Source organism: Paenibacillus apiarius (assembly GCF_017052585.1).
Lineage (GTDB): Bacteria > Bacillota > Bacilli > Paenibacillales > Paenibacillaceae > Paenibacillus_B > Paenibacillus_B apiarius.
This window is the reverse complement of sequence record NZ_JAFFHZ010000001.1, coordinates 15,024-33,470: the sequence shown is the minus strand read 5'-3', so window position 1 is coordinate 33,470 and position 18,447 is coordinate 15,024. Positions and strand designations below refer to the sequence as shown.

Genomic DNA, 18,447 nt, shown 5'->3' with positions numbered 1-18,447 from the left:
ATTTGACACTGCTTGCATTCTCCCCCTATAATAATAGAAGTGAATAATGTGGCTTGGCGGGCAAGGGGGGAGACCATGGAAGCGCGGATTGAGAAGATTAAACAACAACTGCAATCCCAAGGGTACAAGCTGACACCGCAGCGCGAGGCAACCGTTCGCGTCCTGCTCGAGAATGAAGAGGATCATCTTAGTGCGGAAGATGTCTTCATGCTCGTGAAAGAAAAAGCGCCAGAAATCGGTCTTGCCACCGTTTACCGTACATTGGAATTGTTGAATGAGTTGCACGTTGTGGAGAAATTGAATTTTGGCGATGGCGTAGCTAGATATGATTTGCGCGGAGACAGCAACAAGCATCACCATCACCATCTCATTTGTGTCCAATGTGGGTCCATGCAGGAAATACAGGAAGACTGGCTCGGGCCATTGGAAGAACGCTTGGAACAGGAATTTCATTTTACGGTAATTGATCACCGTTTGGACTTTCAAGGAATTTGCAAGCATTGCCGCGAAAAGGAACGTGTACGAGAACAGCAAGCCCAACAGGACGATAAAGCGGACGCGTAATGCTTATGACGATGCAATTTAAATGAATGAAATGAAGAGAAGCCTCAGCGCTAACGGCGCCGAGGCTTTACTACGTTGTGCAGCTTGAACGCTGGTTGCGCGGCCGCTCTTGTACGCTTGGCGCGCCGGCGCTTTGACGAGGCTTGGGCTTCCGGTTTGTTAGGCTTGTGCCTAGGGGAGCCACTCTTTGCCGTGCGGCGAGTCCATACTTTAGGGATTGAACCGTTCACTGCAGAAGCGGCTGTTAATGGAGCTGGCGACTCCACCTGATTCCTAACGTATGCCGTCGCTTTATCTGCACGAATGAGGCCTGCGCCTTGCGAACGCTCGGAGAATCCCTTGAGCTCGCTCGCTGTGTCCATCAGAGCGGACTTTACTTCCTGCGGCGTCAACTCGGAATTGCTCGCGAGCATAAGGGCGACGGAACCGGTAACGTGCGGCGCGGCCATGGAAGTGCCTGAATCCTTTGAAAAACCGTTCATATTGTTCGTTGACACGATATCTTCTCCTGGCGCAGCTACATCAATGCCTTTGCCGCGGCTGCTGAAAACAGCAATTTGATTGTTTTTGTCGGTTGCCGTTACCGCGATCGTCTCCGGATAACTGGCTGGATCGTCAATCATATCCGCATCGCCGCCTTCATTTCCGGCCGACGCGACAAGCACGATGCCTTTGCGATACGCTCTTCGTACGGTAGAACGCAGAAGTTCGCTCGGACCGCTTAATCCCAAACTCAAATTGATGACATCCATTTTATTTTTCATGCACCATTCCAAGCCTTCTACAATATCCGACACATACCCGTCGCCATTCTCATCCAGCGCCTTCACCGCGTACAGTTCCACTTGCGGAGCAGCCCCGTACAGCATATTTCCTGTCCCGGTTGCAGCTACCGTTCCCGCCACATGAGTGCCGTGCCCGTTATCATCCTGATATGGCGTTCCTCTTCGAATCGTATTGATTCCTCCGGCTATATTCAAATCCGGATGGGTTGAAATTCCTGTATCGACTATTGCCACTTTGATGCCTTTTCCTTTTGTCTTCGGCCATACGCGGGGAGCGTGTATGCGCTTGATGCCCCAAGGAATTTGCGGGGTTACGGTGTGCGGGGCCGAATGGCTGCGCTTCTTTAAACGCAATCTAGAGGAAGATGACGAGCTGCGCTTTGTGCGCTTTGCGCTTTGCGTCGTATTAATGGCATGAGCGCGGACGCGCGCATCATTTTCGATACGGCGTATGCTGGGATGCTTCATAATCTGCTGCAGATTTTTGTGGCGCTCTAAATGACAGCAGAGCATCCGGGCGGACTCTATCTGCTTCAAGGGGACGATTCCTTGTTTTTTAAGCTGCTTCACACAGGCAGCATAGCTTTTGCGGTCTTTCAGGATAATCATCTTGCGAGCGGTCTTTCGAGTAGGGTGTCCGTGTACGACCGCCTTTAACATGCGGGTTAATGTGCGCATGACATTCATGCCCTCCACTTCAAAAAGAATCGATAACTGGCTGTACCAGCGCGTTTGACACCGCCTGCAGATCTATAATTTATCGTATGTGGACATTCGTGTAACGGTGAATGCAAACCTGAATCGTTCGTCCATTGTTTCTGAAATGGCAGCATTATCATATAATTAACATGGTGACCAGGGTGCTTTTCAATAAGACGCTCGGCATATCGCGCCTGCTCTTCTCATACGTTAGCTTTAGCGGGACAAACATGAGGCGAGGAGGTGATCCCGGTGATTGTGCCTGTGCGCAAGCTGCTGGAACGCTTGAAGTTCATCGCGTTGTTTCTGCTTCTGACGTACGCGATGGCTCATTTATTCGGCACAGTGACTGAATGGATATCGCCGGTCGATAAGTATCGCGAGCCGCATGGGAAAGCGGTCAAAGTATTTCAAGCCGACGAGAATGCGAACTTGGAGCCTGCAACGTTTACGGATCGGCTGCGGTTATTTTACTGGCTCGGCGAGTAGGAGAATGACGTGCGAAGTCGATGGAATGAGACAAGACAGCAGGAATTTGACGATGATGTGTGGAATATAAGAGAGAGTGTTTGGAGTAAGGAGTTTAACGATGAGAAGCACAATCATACAGCAGCTGGAAAGCTACAAGCAGCATTTGGAGCTGGAGCGCCGCCTCTCTCCGCATACGCTGGAAGCGTACATAAGAGATATATCGGCCTTTTTGAACGCCATTGCACAGGAAGAGATTCAATCCGTGGCAGACGTGCGTTCTTATCATGTCAATCAATATGTGTATCAACTTAAGCGTGACGGTCGGGCCGCTTCCAGCATTTCGCGCATCGCTGCCTCGTTGCGCTCTTTTTTTCATTTTTTCATGATCGAAGGGATGATGAGCCAGGATCCGACCCTTCATATCGAACGTCCGAAGGCGGAAGCGAAGAGCCCTCATATATTGTCGCTGGAAGAGACGGAACGGCTGCTAGCGATGCCGGACGGTGAATCTCAGCAAGGGCTGCGCGACAGGGCCATGCTGGAGACGCTGTATGCGACCGGCGTGCGCGTATCCGAGCTCATGGCGCTCGATGTTGACGACGTTCAGCCGAAGCTTGGCTTCTTGCGGTGCGTCTCATCCGGGAAGGAGCGCGTCATCCCCTTAGGACAAGTCGCAGGCGAGGCGATCCAGCTGTACTTGGAGAAGGCGCGTCCGGAAATGATAGGCACTGGCCCGGCTTCCGGGAACATCGAGCCGGCCCTGTTCCTGAATGTTCGCGGACAGCGCATGTCCAGACAGGGCTTCTGGAAGATGATTAAGAAGTATGCGGACAAGCTGGAGCTGCCGTTTCCGATTACGCCTCATACATTGCGCCATTCGTTTGCGGTCCATCTTCTGTCGAATGGGGCGGATGTGCGTTCCGTACAGGAGATGCTGGGACATTCGGAACTTGCCACGACACAGCGCTATGTCGAGCATATGAAGAAGAGCAGCATGAAGGATGTTTACACGCTGGCCCATCCGCGGGCGAAGAAATAGCAGCAGGAAGCGCGTTGGATGCTTCGTGATCCAAAGAGGGCTGTTTGCACAACCTCTGGAACGGAGTATGGTCCATTTCTCCTTAACACAAGCTAAGATGAAGGATAAAAAGGAGTGATTGGCATGAATACAAGCAAAAAAGCGTTCGATCGCATTGCCGTAATCGTTTTGGACAGCGTAGGCATTGGCGAGCTGCCGGACGCGGAGCAATTCGGGGATAGAGGCACGCATACGCTCGGTCATATTATTGAACGGGTGCCTCACATTAAGCTGCCGCATCTGCAGCAGCTCGGCCTTGGCAACATCGCCGATCTGGGCGCATTGAAGCCGGTTGACAAGCCGCAAGCAATCTATGGGAAGATGGCGGAGATTTCGGTAGGCAAGGATACGATGACCGGCCATTGGGAGCTGATGGGCCTGCGCATTACGACGCCATTCAACACGTACCCGGATGGATTCCCGGCCGAACTGATTTCCGCGTTCGAACGGGAAACAGGGCGCAAGGTGCTGGCGAACAAGCCTGCTTCCGGAACGGAGATCATCGAGGAATACGGCGAAGAGCAAATGAAGACGGGCGCTTGGATCGTCTACACGTCTGCCGATAGCGTGTTCCAGATTGCGGCGCATGAGGATATCATTCCGCTGGAAGAATTATATCGGGCCTGCGAGATTGCGCGGCGGCTGACGCTGCAGGAGCCGCATACGGTAGGTCGTGTCATTGCGCGCCCTTATGCTGGTCAGCCCGGTCAATTCGCCCGTACGCCGAATCGTCATGACTATGCCGTCAAGCCGCCGGAGGATACGGTGTTGAACTTGCTTCAACAGGCGGGGAAGGATGTTATATCGGTCGGTAAAATCAATGATATTTTTTCGGGGGAAGGCATTTCGGCATCCTACCCGACGAAGAGCAATGCGCACGGCATCGCTACAACGACCGATCTTCTCGGTCAATCCTTCAACGGCTTGCTGTTCACGAATTTGGTTGATTTTGATTCGATGTACGGTCATCGCCGCGATGCGGAAGGGTATGCGCAGGCGTTGGAGCAATTCGACGAGGCGTTGCCGGCTATGATGGAACGAATCGGTCCCAATGATCTGCTGGTTATCACGGCCGATCATGGAAATGATCCGACTCATAGCGGCACCGATCATACGCGCGAATATGTCCCGCTTCTCCTATACAGCCCAGCGATTCCGGCGGGGCGAGCGCTTGGCATCCGGTCGACTTATGCCGATTTGGGGGCTACGATCGCTGATAATTTCCAAGCCGGCCAGCCGCAGGTCGGCACCAGCTTCTTATCCGAACTGCTGTAAAAGGCGTCGTTCGGCATCATTTTATTATTGGGGGAATCTTTCATGAGCCACGCAGTAACGCATGACCACATTCAAGACGCCGCAGCGTACATTAAGACGCGCATCGGCGCTGCGCCAGACATTGGACTTATTCTCGGATCGGGGCTAGGCATTTTAGCCGACTTGGTCGAGAATCCGGTTACGATTCCTTATCAGGACATTCCGCACTTTCCGCAATCGACGGTTGAGGGGCATGCGGGGGAATTGCTCATTGGCCAGATTGAAGGCCGGACGGTTGTCATGATGAAGGGCCGTTTCCATATGTATGAAGGCTACGGGCCGGAACTGACGGCGTTTCCTGTGCGTGTGATGAAGGCGATTGGCGTGGAGAAGCTGCTGGTGACCAACGCGGCCGGGGGAATTAACACGACCTATCAAGCGGGAGATTTGATGCTGATTCAAGACCATTTGAACATGACCGGGCGCAATCCGTTAATCGGACCTAATGATAATCGTTTGGGGGTGCGCTTCCCGGATATGTCCGCCGCGTATAGCCCCCGTCTGCGCCAATTGGCGAAGGAGGTTGCAGGCGAGCAGCAATGCTCACTGCGCGAAGGCGTATATGTCGGTCTGTTAGGTCCAAACTATGAAACACCGGCAGAAATCCGCATGTTCCGCACCTTGGGCGGCGACGCCGTCGGCATGTCCACCGTGTCCGAAGTAATCGTGGCCCAGCATGCCGGAATGGAAGTGCTCGGCATTTCCTGCATCAGCAACATGGCTGCCGGCATATTGGATCAGCCGCTCTCTCACGCTGAAGTAATGGAGACGGCGGAGCGGGTGAAAGAGACGTTTTTGAAGCTTGTTTTGGCCATCATTCCGAAAATGTAATGTCGAGGAGGTTGTTTTTTGCGAGCGGTAGACATCATTCAGAAAAAACGTGACGGACAAGAGCTGACCCCTGATGAAATCCAATTCCTTATCCAAGGTTACAGCAACGGCAAAGTGCCGGACTATCAAATTGCCGCATGGGCAATGGCCATTTACTTTAAGGGCATGAATGCGCGTGAAACGGCTAGCTTGACGCTTGAAATGGCGAAGTCCGGCGATCAAATCGATCTGAGCCCGATCCAAGGCATTAAAGTGGATAAGCATTCCACCGGGGGCGTAGGCGATAAGACGACGCTCGTGCTGGCTCCGCTCGTCGCAGCGGCAGGTGTCCCTGTCGCCAAGATGTCGGGCCGCGGGCTGGGGCATACGGGCGGAACGATCGATAAGCTGGAGGCGATCGCCGGCTATCAAGTGGAGCTGGAGCGAAGCCAATTCTTCGCGCAAGTGAATGATATCGGAGTCTCGCTTATCGGTCAGAGCGGGAATATTACCCCGGCTGATAAAAAGCTGTACGGGCTTCGGGATGTCACCGCCACGGTCGAATCGATTCCGCTTATCGCCAGCTCCGTCATGAGCAAGAAGATTGCGGCCGGCGCGGATGCGATTGTGCTTGACGTCAAGACGGGCAGCGGCGCGTTCATGAAGACGCTGGACGATTCGATTGCCTTGGCGCAAGCGATGGTCGATATCGGAACGGAAGTCGGCCGCCACGCGATTGCGGTCATCTCGGATATGGACCAGCCGCTCGGCCATCTGATTGGGAACTCCCTTGAAGTGGAGGAAGCGATTATGACGCTGCGCGGACAGGGGCCGGCGGACTTGCACGAGCTGTGTCTCATCTTGGGCGCGCATATGCTGGTGTTGGGCGGCAAGGCGCAGGACGAAGCGGATGCCCGCCGGCAGCTGGAGCAGCATTTGCAGGACGGCTCCGCGCTGCAGAAGCTGAAGCAGCTAGTAGCGGCCCAAGGGGGCGATGTCTCGATGATCGACGACCCGAGCCGCCTGCCGCACGCCGGTGACCTGATCGAGGTCGCAGCGCAGACGGACGGCACCGTGGCCGCCATTCAGGCGGAGCACATCGGGATCGCCGCCATGCTGCTTGGCGCAGGCCGGGAGACCAAAGATTCGGTCATCGACTTGGCCGTCGGCATCGATTTGCGCAAGAAAGTCGGCGAAGCGGTACGGGTTGGCGACGTCCTTGCCATTTTGCACGTGAATGATAAAGGGCGGCTGGAAGAAGCCAAGGAACGGGTTCTGAAGGCCTACGAGATTACATCGCAAGAAGTCGCCGCAAAGCCGCTCGTATATGCGGTTGTGACCAAAGACGGCGTTCAACGCTTTGTATAATATAAACATACACTTATCGGTTTCTATCGAAGACTCTCTTCGGTAGGAACTTTTTTTATGCCTATCCGTTGGCGATGTGGAATATTTTGCTTGCGTTCGGACAAGAATGGATATAAGGCACATCCAGCTTAGATTTAGTTTGCCATTAAGGTTGTGCACATCTCTTTAGGAGGGGACATTCTTTGAACAAGTGGCTACATGCTAGTGTGTGCGTCGTGTTGGCAAGCGCCGTTATATTACCGTCCAGCTCCGCTGCGCTACAAGCAGATTTGCCGCCGTGGACAAACGCGGAACCGTCCAGCCAAGCGACATCCTCCTCGAATGCGGCGGAAGTGCAATTGGCGGAGAATGCTCGTTCTGCGGTGTTGATGGAGGCGGACACGGGAACGATTATTTTTCAGAAAAACAGTCATGACAAGCTTCCTCCGGCTAGCATTACGAAGATAATGACGATGCTGCTCGTCATGGAAGCCGTCAGTGAAGGAAAGCTGAAGATGACGGATAAAGTGTCGACCAGTGAATATGCGGCATCAATGGGCGGTTCGCAGATTTTTCTGGAGCCCGGGGAAGAAATGACGGTGGAAGAGATGATGAAGGGCATTGCCATGGCATCGGGCAATGACGCATCAGTCGCGATGGCGGAGAAGATTGCCGGTTCGGAAAAGGAATTTGTTCAGATGATGAACGACAGAGCGAAAGAGCTTGGCATGAAGAATACTCATTTTGAGAACTGCAACGGTCTTCCTGCTGAAAATCATTATACGTCAGCCTATGATATCGCATTAATGTCTCGGGCATTGATGCAATATCCGAACGTGACGAAATATACCGGCGCGTATGAAGATTATTTACGCCAAAATACGAGCAAGAAGTTCTGGCTCGTCAATACGAACAAGCTCGTGCGATTCTATCAAGGGGCGGACGGATTGAAGACGGGCTATACATCGGAAGCGAAATACTGCCTGTCGGCAACGGCTAAGCGTGAAAATATGCGTGTCATTGCGGTCGTGTTGGGTGAACCGAATACGAAGACCCGAAATGCGGAAGTGTCACAAATGTTCGACTATGCATTCGCTCAATATACGAATGTTCCTTTATTGAAGGCCGGGGAACGCATCGGTGACGTGCGCGTGGAAAAAGGGATGGTCGAGAATCTGGAAATCAAAGCGCAGCGGCCATACACCATATTGCTGAAAAAGGGCGATGCCAAGCAAGATATCCGCTTCGAGCTGGACGCTCCGAAATCGGTGAAGGCGCCGATTGAAGCCGGTCAGCCGATTGGACGCATCTTGGTGTATCAAGGGGATAAAATGATTCGGGAATTTCCTGTCGAAGCGACGCAAGGCGTAGCGAAAGCCGGCTGGTGGACATTGTTTAAACGGACCTGCGGCAAGTTGTTTTTTGTCAAATAAAGACGCGGTGCTTCTAGTTTTGTCGCCTAGCAGGAATTGGGATTCTCTATGACGAATGTTTCGGCATCGTGGGAGGAGAGTGATACGCATGAATTTGCAGGTGGAATTGGAACATCGGCGTAATGTGTTAATCACCCGATTGAGGGGGGAACTGGATCACCATACAGCCGAGATCGTGCGCTTTCAGCTCGATGAGGTGATTCAACGCGGACAAGTGAACCATGTGGTGCTAAGCCTTAGCGAGTTGACGTTTATGGACAGCTCTGGCCTCGGCGTTATTCTGGGAAGGTACAAGCAAATTAAAGGCAAAGGCGGAAAAATGGCGGTCTGCGAGATGAATCCGGCCGTGCGCCGATTATTTGAATTGTCGGGCTTGTTCAAAATTATGAATGTCTACGATAACGAGCATTTAGCGCTCAACGGTCTGGAGGTCGTATCATGAACGGACAAAGCGGAGCTAACGTCATGTCGTTGCAGTTTTCCAGTCGTTCCGAGAATGAGGCATTCGCCCGCGTAGCCGTTGCGGCATTCGTGTCGCAGCTGGATCCGACATTGGATGAGCTGACGGATCTGAAGACCGTCATTTCCGAAGCGGTAACGAATTGCATCATTCACGGATATGACAATGACCCGTCTGGAATGGTCAGCATTACTGCTGCAATCGAAGGCGAAGACATTACGTTGACGGTGTCTGACCAAGGACAAGGCATTGAGGACGTCGAGCTGGCGCGGCAGCCTTTGTTCACGTCAAAGCCGGACATGGAACGGTCTGGCATGGGCTTTACCATTATGGAGAACTTTATGGATGAGTTTGAAGTGACAACCGAACTTGGCGCTGGTACCACCATCCGCATGAAGAAGCGGATCGAATCGAAACAAGCGCTCTATAATTAGGGGTTGAGGCCATGAAAGTCGATTTGAAGCAATCGTCGCAAAGTTATTTGGACGACGCGGAAGTGAAGCGTCTGATTGCGCTCAGCCAAGCTGGGGATTCGGTGGCAAGAGATACGCTTGTCAACTGCAACATTCGTCTCGTATGGTCGGTCGTACAGCGATTTATGAACCGCGGGTACGAACCGGATGATTTGTTTCAAATCGGATGCATCGGCTTGCTTAAGTCTGTCGATAAATTCGATTTGTCGTACGATGTGAAGTTCTCGACGTATGCCGTCCCGATGATTATCGGCGAGATCCAGCGTTTCTTGCGGGATGACGGCACGTTAAAGGTGAGCCGCTCCTTGAAGGAAATGGCGAACAAGGTGCGCAAGACGAAGGATGAGCTGTCGAAGCGCTTCGGACGTCTTCCGACGATTAAAGAAGTGGCTGCGGAACTCGGCGTGTCGCCGGAGGATGTCGTCTTCGCCCAAGAAGCGAATAAGCCTCCGACTTCCATTCACGAGACGGTATTTGAAAATGACGGCGATCCGATTACGCTCATGGATCAAATTGCGGACGAATCGCAGGAGCGCTGGTTCGACAAGCTCGCCCTGAATGAGGCTATCGAAGGCTTGAGCGAACGTGAACAGCTTATCGTCTATTTACGGTATTTCCGCGATCAGACGCAGTCGGAAGTGGCCAGCCGCTTGGGCATCTCGCAGGTGCAGGTATCCAGGCTGGAGAAAAAAATATTACAGTCGATAAAGGCGCAAATCGCGCAATGATGCAAACACCGTAAGGAATCATCCTTGCGGTGTTTTTGCGTCCGCTTGTCGCGGCGAATGCAAATCTTTCCTGCTGTCCCATCTCCTCATAATGAAGCGCAACTCAACCATACTAAGAACAATGAGGAAGGAGTGATGGACATGGTGATATCGGATGATAAGCCATCGACATGCTACATCCGACTAAGAAAGCAGTCCAAGGTTCCGCCGGGACAACCCGTCCGGCTGGGGGACGTGGCGGAAGTGATCGTAGATTCGGCTTGGGAGGCGAAGCTGAAGCACCTAGTGCTGTTGAATCCGAAGCCTAAGGACGGCAATATTCTCCTCGTCGACATGATGGCCATCGTCAGGGCCATCAAAGCGGTAGCTCCGGCTCTTGGCATCGAATGCTTCGGACAGCCGCATACACTTGTGGAGATTGTGAAGCAGGCGAAGCGGCCGAATCCGTTTTTTATTGCTATCGTGTGGCTGCTCTTATTCTTCGGTTCCGGGCTGGCGATTATGAATTTTCATGCCGATGTCAGCATGCTGCAAGTCCACCATAGGATTATAGAGATGCTTACCGGACGCAAAGAAGCGAGTTCCTTCTGGTTTCAGGCATGTTATTCCATCGGAATCGGGCTGGGGATGGTCATCTTTTTCAACCACATCTTCCGCAAAAAATTCAATGAGGAACCGACGCCCCTGGAAGTGGAAATGTATCTGTACCAGGAAAACTTGAATCAATATATTGTGACGGAAGAATACCAGCGGCTGCGAGAGGCGGATGAGAAGCGTGAGTAATGCGCTAGTGAACGTATTCATCCAAATATTCGCCGCATTTCTCGGCTTGGCGGGCGGCATCGCGGTAGGTGGCGGCATGGTGGCTTTATTCGTCGTCTTGGACATGCTGCCGAGGCTTGCGCAGCTGACGAATTCCTTTCATCGGGTGCATTGGTTTGAAGCTGCGCTCATTACGGGAGCGGTATTTTTCACCGTTATCGATTTATGGAGCATCAAGCTGCGTTATGCCGGGTGGTTGTCACCGGTGATAGGTCTGTTGGACGGTGTATTCATCGGTTTGCTGGCCGCTGCTTTGACCGAAGTGCTCAATGTGCTCCCGATATTGGCGAAGCGCCTTGGGATGTCCGGTATTCTAACGTTTTTATTAACCGCCATGGTCCTCGGCAAAATTATAGGCTCATGGTTTGATTGCTTTATTTACCCTCATTAGCTTGGTAAGAGTCTACAATGCGCGTGAAGGCAGAAGGAGGAAGAACGATGACAGAGCAAGTGACGGAGCCGTCCCATCCAGAAGGCGGCATGCCGCCCCCTGGCCAGCCTCAAGACGAGCAGCAGGATGTGGAGAAGAAGCAGCATGAAGTATCCAATACGGTAGAAGAATCGATTAAATATTGGCAGGATGATGATGCAATCCCCAAGAAGATGGATATGATCAAACATACGCTGCAAAATGTGGTCGGCCTGGAGGAATCCTTTGATGTTCTGCTCCGGGAGATGACATTTGGCGGCCGGCGAGTAGGGCTGTTCTATCTCAACGGATTCGCCAAGGATGAAGTAATGACGATGATTCTGGCGCGATTGTCGTTCTTGAACAAATTATCCATCACCTCGAACGCGTTGAAAGCATTTTTCGAGTGCTACATCCCGCACATTCAAGTCGAAAAAATAGATACGATGAGTGAAGCAATCAACAAAGTTTTGGCGGGCAGCAGCGTTTTCTTCATCGAACATGAAACGACAGCGCTGATGGTCGATGTGAAGTCGTTCCCGACTCGAGGCTTGGAAGAGCCGTCACTTGAAAAAGTAGTCCGCGGTTCGCGGGACGGCTTTACCGAAACGTTGCTTACGAACGTTACCTTGGTCCGAAGACGGCTGCGCGATCCCGGACTGAAGTACGAAATGGTGCAAGTAGGGCGGCGCACAAGGACGGATGTCTGTATTGCGTATATCGATGATATCGCTGATAAACGTCAAGTGGAAGCGGTGCGCAAAAAGATAAAAGCGGTCAATATCGATGGCTTGCCGCTTGCCGATAAGCAGCTGGAAGAAGCCATTATCAATAAAGGCTGGAATCCGTATCCGCTGGTCCGTTATTCGGAGCGTCCGGACGTCGTCGCCGCACATCTGCTGGACGGCAACATCGTTATTTTCGTCGATACGTCGCCTTCCGTCATTATTTTGCCGACGACGTTTTTTGACTTGTGCCAGCATGCGGAGGAGAATCGGCAGACGGCGTTCATGGGCACCTATTTGCGAAGCGTGAGGTTTCTGGGCATTTTTGCCTCACTGTTCTTGCTGCCCTTATGGCTGCTGCTTGTTATCGAGCCGGGCTTGAAGCCGGCGGCGCTGCAGATTATCGGTCCGATGGAAACGGGGAAAATCCCATTAATCGTTCAATTCCTGCTAGCCGAGCTCGGGGTGGACCTCATGCGGATGGCCGCAGTGCACACGCCTTCGCCGCTTGCCATTGCGCTTGGCTTGCTGGCGGCCATTCTCGTCGGGGATATCGCGGTCAAAGCAGGGGTATTCGTCAATGAGGTCATTCTCTACATGGCCATTGCCGCTGTCGGCATGTTCGCCACGCCGAGCTATGAATTGTCGCTCGCGAACCGTATCGTGCGCCTGTTCCTGCTGGTGGCGGTGGCGATATTCAAAGTGCCGGGGTTGGTCGTCGGCACAACAATATGGGTAGTGTACCTGGCCGTTAATCGTTCGTATAACTCATCCTATCTATGGCCGTTTATTCCGTTTAACGCCAATGCGCTATTCAATATCCTCGTGCGCCAGCCCGTTCTCTACATGAAGCAGCGTCCGAGCTTTAATAAAACGCGGGATAGTACAAAAATGCCGCCGGATACAACGCCAAATTAATCGGATAATGGCATCAGCAACGTTCAGGCTCCCGCAGGAGCCTGATTTGTTGCAAAGCTCATTAGCTTGTATTATCTTTCTGTAATGAACTAATGGTTATTTACAACAGAGGGATAAAATGGTATATTTATTGCGCTGACTTAGAAAGTTTGGAAGGATGAGGATATGGAGTCGCTGCAGTCCCTAACGTTTGGCGACCTCATTAGAAATTACAGATATGAAGCCAATTTATCGCTTGCTCAGCTTGGTGAACTGGCGGGGTTAAGTAAAGGCACGATTTCTAAACTTGAGAACGGAGAAGTGAAACGGCCTGACTTTAAAACCGTACATGCTTTGGCAAAAGTTTTGCAAATCCCTTTTGATGATATCATCGAAAAGTACACTATGATGGAGAATCGCTCGGATATATTATTAAGCATCCTCCATACGTCGGTTGAATCCGCTCCTTCATTAAGTGTGAAGGTGGCGATAAGATTCCTGCATTCCGTAAATAAGGATAGTGAGGAATTAGTTGAGGAGTTGTACAGAACGACAGAAGGAATTCAGAACGCTTCCATTAAGTTGTTATTATTTACCTTAATTGGCAACTATGCGAGAGACCATGGAATGATGCATTATGTTGCGAAAGGTTTGATGCAACAATATTTGATTGAGCGTGATGATTTCTCTAAGCTCAGAAGTACCTATCAATCAGGAAAAAGCGTTCTTTATTTCGCCGGATTTTTGCCAAAAGAGGAGCAAGCGCTTCTTTATTATAAACTGGGTGTTCATGCTTTCTATTTGCGTCTATTTCAAGAAAGTATGGAATTGTGCGCGAAAGCGGTGGAACTCAAACCTGCGAATGATAGGCTCCTAGCAAATTCGATTGGTATCATTTGTGATGCGAATTGTGAACTGGGCAATTACGATTTGGCCAATTTCTATTTGCAGCAATATAGTAAATTCTCATACCAACATGTAAAGGAAAATGTTCAATTGCTCACGGCGACGATATATACGGCAAAAGGGAACACGGATGATGCGATATCGATCCTTCAAATGCTTTTGTACGAGTGTCAAGATCAATCGCTTCTGCATATCGTCAATGAGTTATTGGACTTGTATTTAAAGACCGAGAATATATCGGAAGCAGAAGAGCTTCTGCAGCATGAAGAAAAAATAACAACCATTCCTTACAACACACCATATAGACAGTCAGAACTGGCACGCTTTTTCAAGCTTAAGGGGGACTATTTTTTCTTGAAAAATGATTCCGAAAGCAGTGTGACATATTATATAAAAAGTGCTATTGATTATGTTAAAGTGAATGATATTATTAATGAACATGAATGTGTAGGAAAAGTAAAACAAGAGTTGTTAGAAGCAGCGAATGATAGAAAAAAGCTTACTGATGAGTATGTTGTCAGGCTCAGTCAGCTCTTGGATACGTATATTGTTGAGGTTCAACGATTAATTGTATCGGTCAAAGCCTGAAGGTAATACAAAATTTATATGAATGATTCTTGGCGACTCTTGTTTACATTGGATTTTGTACAGTGAAAAAGCTCTTGAACCACTTTATTGGGTCACTTGTCTGACTGAAAACGTATCACTATAAAAAAATAGAAATCGGTTATGTGCTATTGTCAAACATTAAAGCCCTGGAGAAAATCCAAGGCTTTTTTCTATTGATAAGAAAGGATAAATTGGGGGACTTCGAAAATCTCTTTACATAGGTTTGACGAGAAAAATGTATCGGCCAATCGATGTGTAACTGAACAGTTCTGCTGTACCCTTACACCCGCTCTCCCAGAGACTCAGGGGGCAAAGGCAAAAGTCGTCGAAATAGTCTTTTGTTCACTATCCCCATTATTCAGATTATTTAGACTATGCAAAGTAACAGCTTAGGTACAGAAGGATTTTCATCAAACACAATTTTGTGTTCCTATCTTGGCGCAATTCTCACATCATCAAGTGCTACACTTACCGCTGTAGTTCCTCCCCCATTCAATTCGATTCTTAAGATGTTGTTGCCGGTTGTCAAAGAGTTGGCAGGAATATTCAGAAGTTTGTAACCATATCGAACAAGCTCAATGTCGGATAAAAGAACAATCAATGGCCGCAGCACGGAATTGGATAAGCTAACGACTAAGGTTCCGGTTGTTTGCCTGGAGGTTCTTGCTACATATATGGATAAAAGATACGAGCGGGATCGATCTAAAGTAATGCGTTGACTAAGGGAAGAGGAACCAGAGGGACTTGCTAGAATGAGGGCATAGTAGCTTCCTCTTCTAGGTAAGCCGCTCCGAACCGTCACATCTCCTACATCGCTCCACGGAAAGAGGGTGCCGCTTTCGAAGCCTCCGTTTCGCAATCGGCTGAGTTTAGGAATATTTGGAAATCCCTCTCTTGCTTTTTTTTATCCTATTTTTATGCGTTGAGGAATTTCTCTGAGCCCAATAAAGTCGCGATTCCCAAAAGATAATAACAGGTGCCCAGTTGCAACCCGCAATCGAATGAATATGTTATTTGATATTAAGCAACTGCACGCTCAATGCTCGTGCATGTCCAGTGTTGTGTGCAAGCATACTATGTAAAATGAATGAAAACGCAATGGACAAAATGCAAACCTTGAGCCAAAAAGTCCATTCTGCAACGATAATCTAAACTGATATACTCGATGTAATATTTTTCATGATGCAATATAATGAACGTAGATATTGGATACATTAGGGAATGGGGAGAAAAGACGATGTACTTACATGGAACCAGCAAGATCAATGCCAGCGGACATTTGGAAATCGGCGGTTGTGATGCGTCTGAATTGAAGGCTCAATTCGGCACACCGTTATATATAGTCGATGAACATCTCGTGCGCGAGCGGTGCCGGGAGTATATGGAGGCGTTTCGCGCCTCTGGATTGAAGTTTCAGGTTGCCTTTGCGAGCAAGGCGTTCTGTGTGATGGCGATGTGCCGGCTCGTGGATGACGAGGGCTTGTCGCTAGACGTCGTGTCGGAAGGGGAGTTATACACGGCGCTGCAAGCCGGATTCCCGGCCGAACGCATTCATTTCCACGGCAACAACAAGACGCCGGACGAGATCGCAATGGCGCTGGATGCCCGTATCGGCTGCTTCGTCGTAGACAACTTCACGGAGCTGCATCTGCTCAATGCCATGGCCAAAGAACGCAAGCAGACCGTCTCCGTGCTGCTCCGCGTTACGCCTGGGGTAGAGGCGCATACACATGAGTATATTTCGACAGGGCAAATCGATTCCAAGTTCGGCTTCGACATCGGCAACGGAACGGCGCTCGAAGCGGTGCAGGCGGCTGCGGATGCCGAAGGCTTGGAATTGCTCGGCATTCATTCGCATATCGGTTCGCAAATTTTTGAAACGGAAGGCTTTCAGCTGGCGGTGGAACGCGTAGCGCAATTCGCGCGCCAAGTGAAGGAGGAAGCGGGCGTCGTATTTCAAGTCGTCAATCTGGGCGGAGGCTTCGGCATACGGTATGTGGAAGGGGATACGCCGCTTGCAGTAAGCGAATATGTTCGCTCGATTACGGAAGCGGTGAAGAACAGCTTTGCGGGAATCGGCAATCAACTGCCGGAAATTTGGGTAGAGCCGGGCCGCAGCATCGTTGGCGAAGCGGGCACGACCCTGTACACCATCGGGTCCGTTAAGGATATTCCTGGCGTCCGCAAGTACGTTGCGGTAGATGGCGGCATGACGGACAATCCGCGTCCGGCTTTGTACGAATCCCGCTATGAAGCGATGGCGGCGAACCGGGGGAATGAGGAAGCTTCGGAAGTGGTATCGATCGCGGGCAAGTGCTGCGAGAGCGGAGATATGCTCATTTGGGACGTTGCTTTGCCAAAAGTGAACCAAGGCGATCTGTTGGCCGTATCCTGCACCGGTGCGTACAATTATTCAATGGCCAGCAACTACAACCGCATCCCGCGCCCCGCTGTCGTGTTCGTCCAAAACGGCGAAGCCGACATTGTCGTTCGCCGTGAGTCTCATCGGGACATCGTCATGAACGATTGCGTTCCAGCGCGTCTGAATAAGCAAGCGGTTTTGAAATAAAGCAAGCCAAACGGTACCCTGAGTTTCGTTGTGCATGGTTGAGCAGCGGAGCTGAGGGTCTGTTTGCGGTTGTGGCGTGGTTTTCTTTTTACGCTGATTTATCGTATAATCGTGAGGGTAGTTCCAACACAACGGAAAACGGAAGGGAGTTCATACATATGAGCAAATACGCGCACATTGAAATGGAAAAGGGCGGAGTCGTCAAAATTTTGCTTCACGACCAAGATGCGCCAGGCACAGTCGCTAACTTTGAGAAGCTGGCAGGGGAAGGTTTCTACAATGGGTTAACGTTCCACCGCGTCATCCCGGGCTTCGTGGCACAAGGCGGCTGCCCGCAGGGAACAGGGACAGGCGGTCCCGGCTATACGATCAAATGCGAAACGCAAGGCAACCCGCACAAGCATGAGCGCGGCGTTCTGGCGATGGCGCATGCCGGTAAAGATACAGGCGGGTCGCAGTTCTACATTACGTATGCGGCATTCCCTCACTTGGATGGCGTGCACACGGTATTCGGCAAAATTGAAGAAGGCATGGATGTCGTCGATGACATCAAGCAAGGCGACAAAATGAAAGAAGTAAAAGTAGTCGAAGAAGCGTAATCTTGACCCCTGTCATCCTCGCGGTGGCAGGGGTTTTACTTTTTTAAGCGGAAACTGCCATATAAAATAAAAAGCCACCTAAATGGGGGCTAAGTCAAATTTCAAACCTTTTTTGTCGCTACCGCAATTGCTTTCGAATCAAGGATTTTATGTACGATATTGATAAAATCTTCTTCGTCCATCAACCCTATTTTTTCATGGAGTGCTACGCGCTCTACTAAGTGCGTATTACTAGGGTAGCACTTGACATAGGATTGCTCTTTCAAGCCACAAGATAGCCATTGAATAATGGGTTCTTTGAAAGTCCCAAAAAAGTTTTTACCTGGTGGAACCGACGTTATTTCTTGAATCGTATATTGTCCAGATCCTTCATCATGATTAACGACCAACACAGGTCTTACTTTATATGGGCGGATGAGTCTCGGTAGTATACTTTAGTAGTCCATATTTCTGAAATAAGGGGATTCTCGGGCACTTTTAATCACCCTTGTACTCATCTTTTTCATACCATTCTTGATGGTTGCGGTTCGTTGGATCTAACACAATCATACCGCTTTGCTCTTTAGTAATTTCGCATCTTTGCTAATTTGATCTAGTTTTACTTTCAACTGTGAATATTTTTGATTCATGACAGTAGACATCTTCTTTTCATCTCCTTCATTCGGCATACACGATGCACACCTCCTAAAAAATTTCTCTTAGGGTAGTGTACTCAAACTAAATTAAAAAGATGATTTATCAAACATTAG

At 50.3% G+C, this 18,447-nt stretch carries 18 protein-coding genes; 16 read left to right on the top strand and 2 right to left on the bottom strand.

The features are described from left to right. Positions 1-75 precede the first annotated feature (75 nt). Complete coding sequence (fur, locus tag JSQ80_RS00165; RefSeq protein WP_087433179.1) at positions 76-564, top strand: ferric iron uptake transcriptional regulator; 489 nt, start codon at positions 76-78, stop codon at positions 562-564. Between the two features lie 50 nt (positions 565-614). Here fur and JSQ80_RS00160 read toward each other — a convergent pair whose 3' ends face one another. After that, the gene (locus JSQ80_RS00160) at positions 615-2,027 is read right to left on the bottom strand and encodes a S8 family peptidase (protein ID WP_206093896.1); all 1,413 of its coding nucleotides are present in this window, start codon (positions 2,025-2,027) and stop codon (positions 615-617) included. Positions 2,028-2,300: 273 nt separating this feature from the next. On the opposite strand from JSQ80_RS00160, the gene JSQ80_RS00155 reads away from it, so the two are divergent. From JSQ80_RS00155 to JSQ80_RS00085, 15 genes are all read left to right on the top strand, one after another. Continuing rightward, positions 2,301-2,537, top strand: a complete 237-nt coding sequence (locus JSQ80_RS00155) for a DUF4227 family protein (protein ID WP_206093895.1) — start codon at positions 2,301-2,303, stop codon at positions 2,535-2,537. A 100-nt stretch (positions 2,538-2,637) separates the two neighbouring features. Then, the gene (locus tag JSQ80_RS00150) at positions 2,638-3,558 is read left to right on the top strand and encodes a tyrosine recombinase (protein ID WP_206093894.1); all 921 of its coding nucleotides are present in this window, start codon (positions 2,638-2,640) and stop codon (positions 3,556-3,558) included. Between the two features lie 123 nt (positions 3,559-3,681). Further along, the gene (locus JSQ80_RS00145) at positions 3,682-4,872 is read left to right on the top strand and encodes a phosphopentomutase (protein ID WP_206093893.1); all 1,191 of its coding nucleotides are present in this window, start codon (positions 3,682-3,684) and stop codon (positions 4,870-4,872) included. Positions 4,873-4,914: 42 nt separating this feature from the next. Further along, the gene (locus JSQ80_RS00140; RefSeq protein ID WP_206093892.1) at positions 4,915-5,742 is read left to right on the top strand and encodes a purine-nucleoside phosphorylase; all 828 of its coding nucleotides are present in this window, start codon (positions 4,915-4,917) and stop codon (positions 5,740-5,742) included. 18 nt (positions 5,743-5,760) lie between these two features. Then, positions 5,761-7,089 carry a pyrimidine-nucleoside phosphorylase gene (locus JSQ80_RS00135; protein WP_206093891.1) on the top strand — a complete coding sequence of 443 codons (1,329 nt, stop codon included), beginning with the start codon at positions 5,761-5,763 and terminating at the stop codon, positions 7,087-7,089. 233 nt (positions 7,090-7,322) lie between these two features. Next, positions 7,323-8,501 carry a D-alanyl-D-alanine carboxypeptidase family protein gene (locus JSQ80_RS00130; protein WP_411829155.1) on the top strand — a complete coding sequence of 393 codons (1,179 nt, stop codon included), beginning with the start codon at positions 7,323-7,325 and terminating at the stop codon, positions 8,499-8,501. A gap of 88 nt (positions 8,502-8,589) precedes the next feature. After that, complete coding sequence (gene spoIIAA, locus JSQ80_RS00125; RefSeq protein WP_087433171.1) at positions 8,590-8,943, top strand: anti-sigma F factor antagonist; 354 nt, start codon at positions 8,590-8,592, stop codon at positions 8,941-8,943. After that, the gene (spoIIAB, locus tag JSQ80_RS00120) at positions 8,940-9,395 is read left to right on the top strand and encodes an anti-sigma F factor (RefSeq protein ID WP_087433170.1); all 456 of its coding nucleotides are present in this window, start codon (positions 8,940-8,942) and stop codon (positions 9,393-9,395) included. The genes spoIIAA and spoIIAB overlap by 4 nt, the downstream gene beginning before the upstream one ends. 11 nt (positions 9,396-9,406) lie before the next feature. Beyond that, positions 9,407-10,162, top strand: a complete 756-nt coding sequence (gene sigF, locus JSQ80_RS00115) for an RNA polymerase sporulation sigma factor SigF (protein ID WP_087433169.1) — start codon at positions 9,407-9,409, stop codon at positions 10,160-10,162. 141 nt (positions 10,163-10,303) lie between these two features. After that, positions 10,304-10,945, top strand: coding sequence for a stage V sporulation protein AA (locus JSQ80_RS00110; RefSeq protein WP_206093890.1), 642 nt, complete (start codon positions 10,304-10,306; stop codon positions 10,943-10,945). Then, positions 10,929-11,375: a stage V sporulation protein AB gene (locus JSQ80_RS00105; protein ID WP_140397865.1), complete on the top strand. Its 447-nt coding sequence runs from the start codon at positions 10,929-10,931 to the stop codon at positions 11,373-11,375. Before JSQ80_RS00110 ends, JSQ80_RS00105 begins: the two co-directional genes overlap by 17 nt. Positions 11,376-11,422: 47 nt before the next feature. Then, positions 11,423-13,036: a spore germination protein gene (locus tag JSQ80_RS00100; RefSeq protein WP_087433166.1), complete on the top strand. Its 1,614-nt coding sequence runs from the start codon at positions 11,423-11,425 to the stop codon at positions 13,034-13,036. A 165-nt stretch (positions 13,037-13,201) separates the two neighbouring features. Continuing rightward, positions 13,202-14,509, top strand: a complete 1,308-nt coding sequence (locus JSQ80_RS00095; protein WP_206093889.1) for an XRE family transcriptional regulator — start codon at positions 13,202-13,204, stop codon at positions 14,507-14,509. Positions 14,510-15,767: 1,258 nt separating this feature from the next. Beyond that, positions 15,768-17,099: a diaminopimelate decarboxylase gene (gene lysA / locus JSQ80_RS00090; protein WP_087433164.1), complete on the top strand. Its 1,332-nt coding sequence runs from the start codon at positions 15,768-15,770 to the stop codon at positions 17,097-17,099. 158 nt (positions 17,100-17,257) lie between these two features. Further along, positions 17,258-17,698 (top strand): peptidylprolyl isomerase, encoded by a 441-nt coding sequence (locus JSQ80_RS00085; protein ID WP_087433163.1) that lies wholly within the window; start codon positions 17,258-17,260, stop codon positions 17,696-17,698. Positions 17,699-18,243: 545 nt separating this feature from the next. On the opposite strand, the gene JSQ80_RS29365 is transcribed toward JSQ80_RS00085, so the two are convergent. Next, positions 18,244-18,366: a hypothetical protein gene (locus JSQ80_RS29365; protein WP_272491054.1), complete on the bottom strand. Its 123-nt coding sequence runs from the start codon at positions 18,364-18,366 to the stop codon at positions 18,244-18,246. Positions 18,367-18,447 lie beyond the last annotated feature (81 nt).